The sequence below is a fragment of the Microvirga sp. KLBC 81 genome, assembly GCF_003075415.1.
Classification (GTDB): domain Bacteria; phylum Pseudomonadota; class Alphaproteobacteria; order Rhizobiales; family Beijerinckiaceae; genus Microvirga.
The window spans coordinates 1-6,860 of record NZ_QDAH01000148.1; the positions used below are offsets into that span (position 1 = coordinate 1).

Here is a 6,860-nt window from a genome sequence, read left to right on the forward strand (position 1 = left end):
TGCTCCGCTCTGCCGATGGAAATCGGCGGGATCAGGTCACGTTGCTGCGACTCATCCACGCAAAGTGCGGGAGAGCCGCGCAATCGGGGGAAGATCAGGCCTTCTCGAAGATCACAGCGCATCTGCGCAAGGCCGAAGCCCGCACCTTTGACGCGCTCTGGCGCACCCCGGGAGACATCTGCAACCTGTTCGAGCCGCAGGAATGCTGGAACGACCTCAAAGCCGCCGGTTATGCGTCCGTGTAACCGTCCGAGGCTCTAGCTCCACCAAATGCCGGACTAGAGCGGAATCGATTTAGGTGAACTCGTCTCCCCAGTTGCCGAGATTGTTCTGGCACTCGTCCGCCGGGAAGCTGTCGAGCAACTCGCCAATGGTGGTCCAGAGCGCTTCCTTGGCGCGAGCGGCAACCTTGCGCAGGAGCGCTTTGAGTTTAGCAAACACCTGTTCGATCGGGTTCAGGTCGGGCGAGTATGGCGGCAGGTAGAGCAGACTGGCGTCGGCAGCACGGATGGCCTCTCTGATCCCGGCCACCTTGTGAGCGGCCAGATTGTCGAGCACCACCACGTCACCGGGCGAGAGCTCCGGAATCAGCACCTGCTTGACATAGGCGCGGAACGCCTCACCGGTCATGGGACCGTCCAGCACCATTGGGGCAATGAGGCCGCTGGCACGCAGGGCCGCCACAAAGGTCGTGATCTTCCAGTGGCCCCAGGATGTGGCATCCACCAGGCGCTCGCCTCTCGGACAGCGGCCATAGCGGCGCACCATGTTGGTAGTGGCGCCCGTCTCGTCCAGGAACACAAAGCGGCTGGGATCCATGTAGCGCTGCCAGACGCGCCAGCTTTGGCGCTCGCGCGCCACGTCTCCCCGGTCCTGCTCGGCGGCTCTCAGGCTCTTTTTGTGCATCAGGCCGGCTCGCCTGAGCCAGCGACTGATGGTGGAGGTCGCGCCAACCACGATGCCGCGCTGGCGCAGCTCGGCCTGGACTCGACCCGCGAGATGTCAGCCTTGGCATCCAGGAGAGCCCGCACGAGCGCCTCATGCGGCTCCAGGATGGGGCGGCGGTGCCCACCAAAGCGGGCCGGAGCCGGACTGCCGCTTTCACGAAAGCGCCGCATCAGCTTCACGGCGGCCGACGGGCTCACGGCAAAACGCAAATCTGCCTGCCGGATCGAGGATCCACCCTCCACCGCACGCACGATCCGATCACGCAGGTCTCGGGACAGAGGAGCTGGCATGGCAGGCCTCCCGGCCAATCACAACCAGCCTCATGGAATCAGCTCCGCCGATTCCACACAACTGCTGCACGCTCTAGCCGAGCGGAGCGCCGGTCGGGTCCAGGCATGATCTTCGATCTTCGTCAGCAAATGCCAGATGATGACAGCCAGCTTCCGAGCCGTCGCGACAGCCGCAATCCGCTGACCGCGCCGGCGCTGGATGCGCAGAAAGAATGCCCGCAGCCGTCCAGGCACACGGGCCGCTGCTCAGGCTGCCTCGACCAGCATCGCTCGGGCATTGATCTTCCCCCGATTGTGGCTCTCCCGCACTTTGCGTGGATGAGTCGCAGTAACGTGGCCTGATCCCGCCGATCTCCCCAGGCAGAGCGGAGCATGAACTCGCTTTCGCTCATTCCCGGCTGCCGGATCCGTCACATCACCCCTTTCGGCCAGAACGCCCTTGTTGTTGCAGTCGAGGGGCGCGCTCCCCATGGCCGCTGTCCTGCATGCCGGCACATCAGTGGCAGCGTCCACAGCTCCTATGTCCGTCACCCGGCGGATCTCCCATCCTTTGGGCGTGAGGTCGCCTGCGTGTCTATGTGCGGCGTTTTTACTGCCACAATCAGGCTTGCTCGAAGCAAGCCTTCACGGAGCCTCTCCCGCGTCTTCTCAAGCCTTATGCCCGACGCACACAGCGACTGGCGACAGCGCAGGGGCGGATCGGCATCGCATTGGGAGGTGAGCCCGGTGCCAGGCTCCTCCGACATCTCGCCATGCCAGCCAGCGCCGACACCGTCCTGCGCCTCGTTCGGGACCAGCCGCTTCCCGCGCGCCAACCGCCGCGCATTGTCGGCGTTGATGACTGGGCGATAAGAAAAGGGCGCACGTACGGGTCCATCTTGGTGGACTTGGAGCGCCGGAAACCGATTGAACTTCTGCCCGACCGAACCGCGTCCACCTTCTCTGCTTGGCTTCGGCGCTATCCGGATATCGAGATCATCGCCCGCGACCGCTCCAGCGAGTACGCAAAGGGTGCTGCCACAGCCTCCAAGGCAATTCAGGTGGCGGATCGTTGGCATCTGCTGTTGAATGCCCGCCAAATGGTCGAGCGTTGGCTGGCGGGCGCCCATGCTCGATTGCGGCGTCTGCCCCTTGTTAGGGGATCGCCGGTAGCCTCAGGACGGCGAACTCGCGCCTATCCTCGCACCCGTGCCGAGCAGGCTGCCAGTGCCGATAGCCGGGCCCGTTGGCAGGCTCTCTATAAGGAAGTCCGGCAGCGACATGCCCGTGGAGAAGCGCTGTTGGCGATCAGCCGCACGACGGGCTTGGCACGCGGCACATTCAGGAAGTTCGCCCAAGCCGACAGCTTCCCGGCACGTGCCGTGCGCCAACCTGGACCAAGTATTCTCGACCCATTTCTGCCTCACCTCAATGCACGCTTGGCCGCAGGATGCGAGAACGGCACCGCCCTCTGGCGTGAACTGCGGGATCTCGGCTTTGCCGGCTCACCCAAGCAGGTCTATCGTTGGCTGGCCGAACGCCGAACGGCTCCCGCAAAGACAACAGTCCATAAGTGGCGTTCAACCAGCCCGACATGCCCCACAGCGGACGCTTCGCTTCCATCTCACAAGCAGCTTGCATGGCTTCTTGTGCGCCCTCCGACAGTGCTTGATGCAACGGAGGCTGCCGTATTGGCCCGAGTACGACAAGATCCCGAGACTGCAGCTGTCGCTGATCTCGTTCAGCGCTTCTGCGCTCTCATTCGTCAATGTTGTCGTGAGCGCCAGACTCGAAACAATGCGCAGACCTCTATTGAGGCTCTAACAACATGGATCGCTGAAGCTCGGTCATCCGGCATCCAGCCTATCGGGACCTTTGCCGCCGGTCTGGAGCAGGACAGTGCTGCGGTCCGCGCGGCACTGACACAGCCGTGGAGCAGTGGGCAAGCCGAGGGTCAGATCACACGCCTCAAGCTCCTCAAACGCTCCATGTATGGACGAGCCAGTTTCGATCTCCTGTGCCGCCGGGTGCTCCTGGCAGCGTAATCCACGCAAAGTGCGGGAGAGCCCAATGCGAGGGAAGATCAGTTGCCCGATAAGATGGAAAAACGGGCTCACGACGAGAAGCCGGGCCCAAGCATCGAATGGAGAACAGCCATGGACGACTATATCGGGCTCGACGTGTCGATGAAAGAGACGGCGGTGTCGATCCGACGGGACGGCAAGCGCGTCTGGCGCGGCAAATGCCCTTCTGATCCCAAGCTGGTTGCTGACCTGATCCGCAAACGCGCATCGTCTGTGAAGCGGGTCGTGTTCGAGATCGGCCCCTTGTCGGTGTGGTTCTACCATGCCCTCCCTGCCGAGGGGCTGCCGGCGATCTGCATCGATGCTCGTCATGCCAAGGCTGCCCTCGACATGACAGCGAACAAGACGGATGCGAACGATGCCGATGGCCTGGCGCATCTGGCGGAGGTGAGCTTCTTTCGTGAGGCGCGAGTGAAGGGCTTCGACAGCGTGCTGACCCGCACACTTGTGGCAGCCCGCACCAGACTGGTGCGGATCACAACCGAGATCTCCAATCAGATCCGTGGCCTCATGAAGACCTTCGGCTTGGTCGTTCCCGCCGGCAAGGGCAGCACATTCGAGAAGAATGTCCGCAGCCTTCTGGTTGGTCAGGACGGGCTCTCTGCCATCGTGCTGCCAATGCTGGAGGCGTGGCGCAGCCTGCGCATCCGGGCCGCTAAACTCGGACGTCAACTCGTGGCCGGCGCGCGTCAGAACCAAGCCTGTCGCATTCTCATGTCGATCGCCGGTGTCGGGGCGATCACCGCGACATCCTTTGCGACCGCGATTGAGGATCCGGATAACTTCAAGAACTCCCGCTCCGTCGGCGCCTAGTTGGGCCTGACCACCCGGCGCTACCAGTCGGGTGAGGTCGACTACGATGGCCACATCTCCCGCCGAGGCGATCGCCAGATGCGGGGGCTCCTCTTTGAGGCCGCAACGGTCATCCTGACCCGCAGCTCGGCCGAGAGCGGCCTGCGGACCTGGGGTCTTAAGCTCAGAGAGTGGGTCGGCTTCAAGCGCGCTGCTGTTGCGGTGGCCCGCAAATTGGCGGTCATCATGCATGAGATGCTCAAGGCCGGCACCTTCTTCGACCGGGCTGTTGGCGCCGCCGCTTGATCTTGCGGAACATGTTCAGTCTCTGAACGCGCTAAGACGCCCCTGCCGGGACGTGGGCCGAGCCATTCCGCTTGATGGGATGCACCGCTGCTTCAGCCGAGTGCGTCGTCCACATTGGAAGGCTCCTCCCGCGAAGCTCCATCATGCGGCGACTGCTGTCGACCGCGAGGACGACCCTGCCCCCGGCAGATGCTCACATGGCGCGCCGCTGATCCGCTGTATCTGGCCCTCAATGATCCCTCGAGCCTGACCTCAGCCTCGAGCCGGTGAGCCTTTGAAAAAACACTTGCAAAATGGCCTCCGATTAGACAACCCCATCAGAGCCTATCCTCCAGGAGCCTCATTCGAGGCTGACCCGTTCTGGTTGGGGAATTTACAATTCCGTGCGCCTAAGCCTCAATGCTGTATAAGAAAATAACTCAGTATCAAGTCTATATTCCGCAAATATAGCACTGCGACTTTACCCGTCGTAATGTATAAACGCGAATTTGATCATACTAACCAAGCTAATTCAGTGCCATATTTATAACATAATCGAGTTTAATTAAACGGATCATCAGTAAGCGTATCCCACCTTTAGCTACTTCTCGGCTTTGCATTTTCAGATAACGAACATTCCTCTTAAGAGGACGTGCAGTATTGCACGTGTGACATTTGGATAATTTAAAGTGGCAGCTTCTATTCCTGGAATAGGAGGAGGCGAGCAGTAGCCAGAAAAATGATTGGCAAAAAATGACTGAGCAGACTTATACAAGGGTTATTGAGAATCTCGTTCTAACGTCCACCCTCCGTCTCGAGGGTCCCGAATGGGACAACACCCTGATCCGTAACGTCACCATCAAGAACACAAGCGGAGACGGCATTTTCATCAAGAACGTCAACAATCTCCGCATCGAGAACTCCACGCTCGACAACATCGGCGGCTCCGGCATCAGGCTGAGTTCCTCGGGCGGTTCCGATAACGTCCAGATCGTTCATAACAAGATTACGAACGTCAAGGCAAACGGCATTTCCGCCGCTCAGCGCCTTGAGGATGGTGTCGATCACACCAACCTGAAGATCGTCGGCAACTACCTTGATACGACGGGCCTCAACAAGGCGGGCGGTCTCGAGCACGGCATCTACGTGCAGACCTCCGATACGCTGATCGAGAACAACATCGTTCTCAACTCCGTTGACGGAAACGGCATCTCGGTGCGCAGCTCCGGCATCATCCGCGGCAACTACGTCGAGAAGACGAACGAAGCCGGCATCGGCTACTACTCGGACCATATGGCCGGTCCGACGGATACCCTCGTTGTCGAGAACAATGTCCTCAGGGGCTGGAACGATGCCGGCGGCTATGGCGGCGTGCACCTGAAGCGTGTTGTGGACCCTGACAACCACGTTAACACCTTCAAGGTCGCCAACAACGACTTCTCCGGTCCGACCAGCAGCTGGGTCAAGATTGCCGACGGGTACGACAACTACTCCGTTCAGGTGTCCGGCAGCGAAGCTTACGCGGGTGGTACTCCGACGTGGACGCCGACGTCTCCCACGCCCACGCCGGAGCCCACTCCGGAGCCCACTCCGACGCCGGAGCCCACGCCCACGCCGGAGCCCACTCCGGAGCCCACTCCGACGCCGGAGCCCACGCCCACGCCGGAGCCCACGCCGGAGCCCACTCCGACGCCGGAGCCCACCCCGGAGCCCACTCCGACACCACCGTCCGGGATCAGTGGAACGGCGGGCAATGACCGCTACTTTGGCACCAGCGGCGCAGACAACTACTCCGGCCTCGGCGGGAGTGATCGCATCGCTGCAAAGGGCGGGAACGACATTCTGTCCGGTGGCAGCGGCAAGGACTACTTCGTGTTCGACACGGCGCTGAGCGCAACAACGAATGTCGATAAGATCATGGATTGGTATCGTTCCGACGATACGATCAATCTGGATGATGCGATCTTCACGAACATTTCGAGAGGAAAGCTGACGTCGTCAGCCTTCTATAGCGGCGAGAAGGCTCACGACAGTTCTGATCGCATCATCTACAACAAGACGACCGGTGAGCTGTTCTACGACAAGGATGGCACCGGTTCCGCCCAGCAGATCAAGTTTGCCGAGCTGGCGAACAAGGCTGCCATCAGCTACAGCGACTTCTACATCTTCTAAGGTGAGTCATCTTGAGAATGAGCCTTCGCAGCGTGCCCGCTGCGGAGGCTTTTTGCTTAGAGCATCGGACCCAAAAGTGGACTCCACTTTTCGGTCCGATGCTCAATTCCCTGAGCCGCGCATCGTTCGGCGAGGAAGCGGAGGTCTGCGTCAGCGAAACCCGGGTCCACTTTTCGCTGACGCGGACCTGCGGTTCCGCACGATGCTCTAAGGCTTGGCTCATAGCCCTAGGGTGTTTGATCCCGGGGTTTGATGGTGCCTTCTCATCGCCTGAATGGAGGGATGCTCTATGGGCCAGGTTCTCCACGGC

The 6,860-nt window shown here is 60.9% G+C and carries 2 protein-coding genes and 4 pseudogenes; 4 read left to right on the forward strand and 2 right to left on the reverse strand.

The features are described from left to right. A pseudogene (locus tag DC522_RS35560) lies at nucleotides 1-245 on the forward strand (hypothetical protein); the annotation flags it as partial. Between the two features lie 49 nt (nucleotides 246-294). Here the strand turns inward: DC522_RS35560 and DC522_RS31875 are convergent. Together DC522_RS31875 and DC522_RS36590 are read right to left on the reverse strand one after the other, a co-directional pair. Continuing rightward, nucleotides 295-1,238, reverse strand: a protein-coding gene (locus DC522_RS31875) for an IS630 family transposase (RefSeq protein WP_371681030.1) whose coding sequence is annotated in 2 segments (ribosomal slippage) — nucleotides 295-980 and nucleotides 980-1,238 — 945 coding nt in all. Because the reading frame shifts where the segments join, the coding sequence is not laid out codon by codon here. Between the two features lie 87 nt (nucleotides 1,239-1,325). Beyond that, nucleotides 1,326-1,550, reverse strand: a pseudogene (locus DC522_RS36590) (IS110 family transposase); the annotation flags it as partial. Between the two features lie 60 nt (nucleotides 1,551-1,610). Here DC522_RS36590 and DC522_RS31885 point away from each other — a divergent pair. The 3 genes and pseudogenes from DC522_RS31885 to DC522_RS31895 all read left to right on the forward strand — a co-directional run bounded on the left by DC522_RS31885 (nucleotide 1,611) and on the right by DC522_RS31895 (nucleotide 6,550). Further along, nucleotides 1,611-3,262: pseudogene (locus tag DC522_RS31885) on the forward strand (ISL3 family transposase). A 111-nt stretch (nucleotides 3,263-3,373) separates the two neighbouring features. After that, nucleotides 3,374-4,399: pseudogene (locus DC522_RS31890) on the forward strand (IS110 family transposase). 732 nt (nucleotides 4,400-5,131) lie between these two features. Next, a complete protein-coding gene (locus DC522_RS31895; RefSeq protein WP_116532465.1) occupies nucleotides 5,132-6,550 on the forward strand; it encodes a right-handed parallel beta-helix repeat-containing protein in 1,419 nt (472 codons plus the stop codon). Nucleotides 6,551-6,860 lie beyond the last annotated feature (310 nt).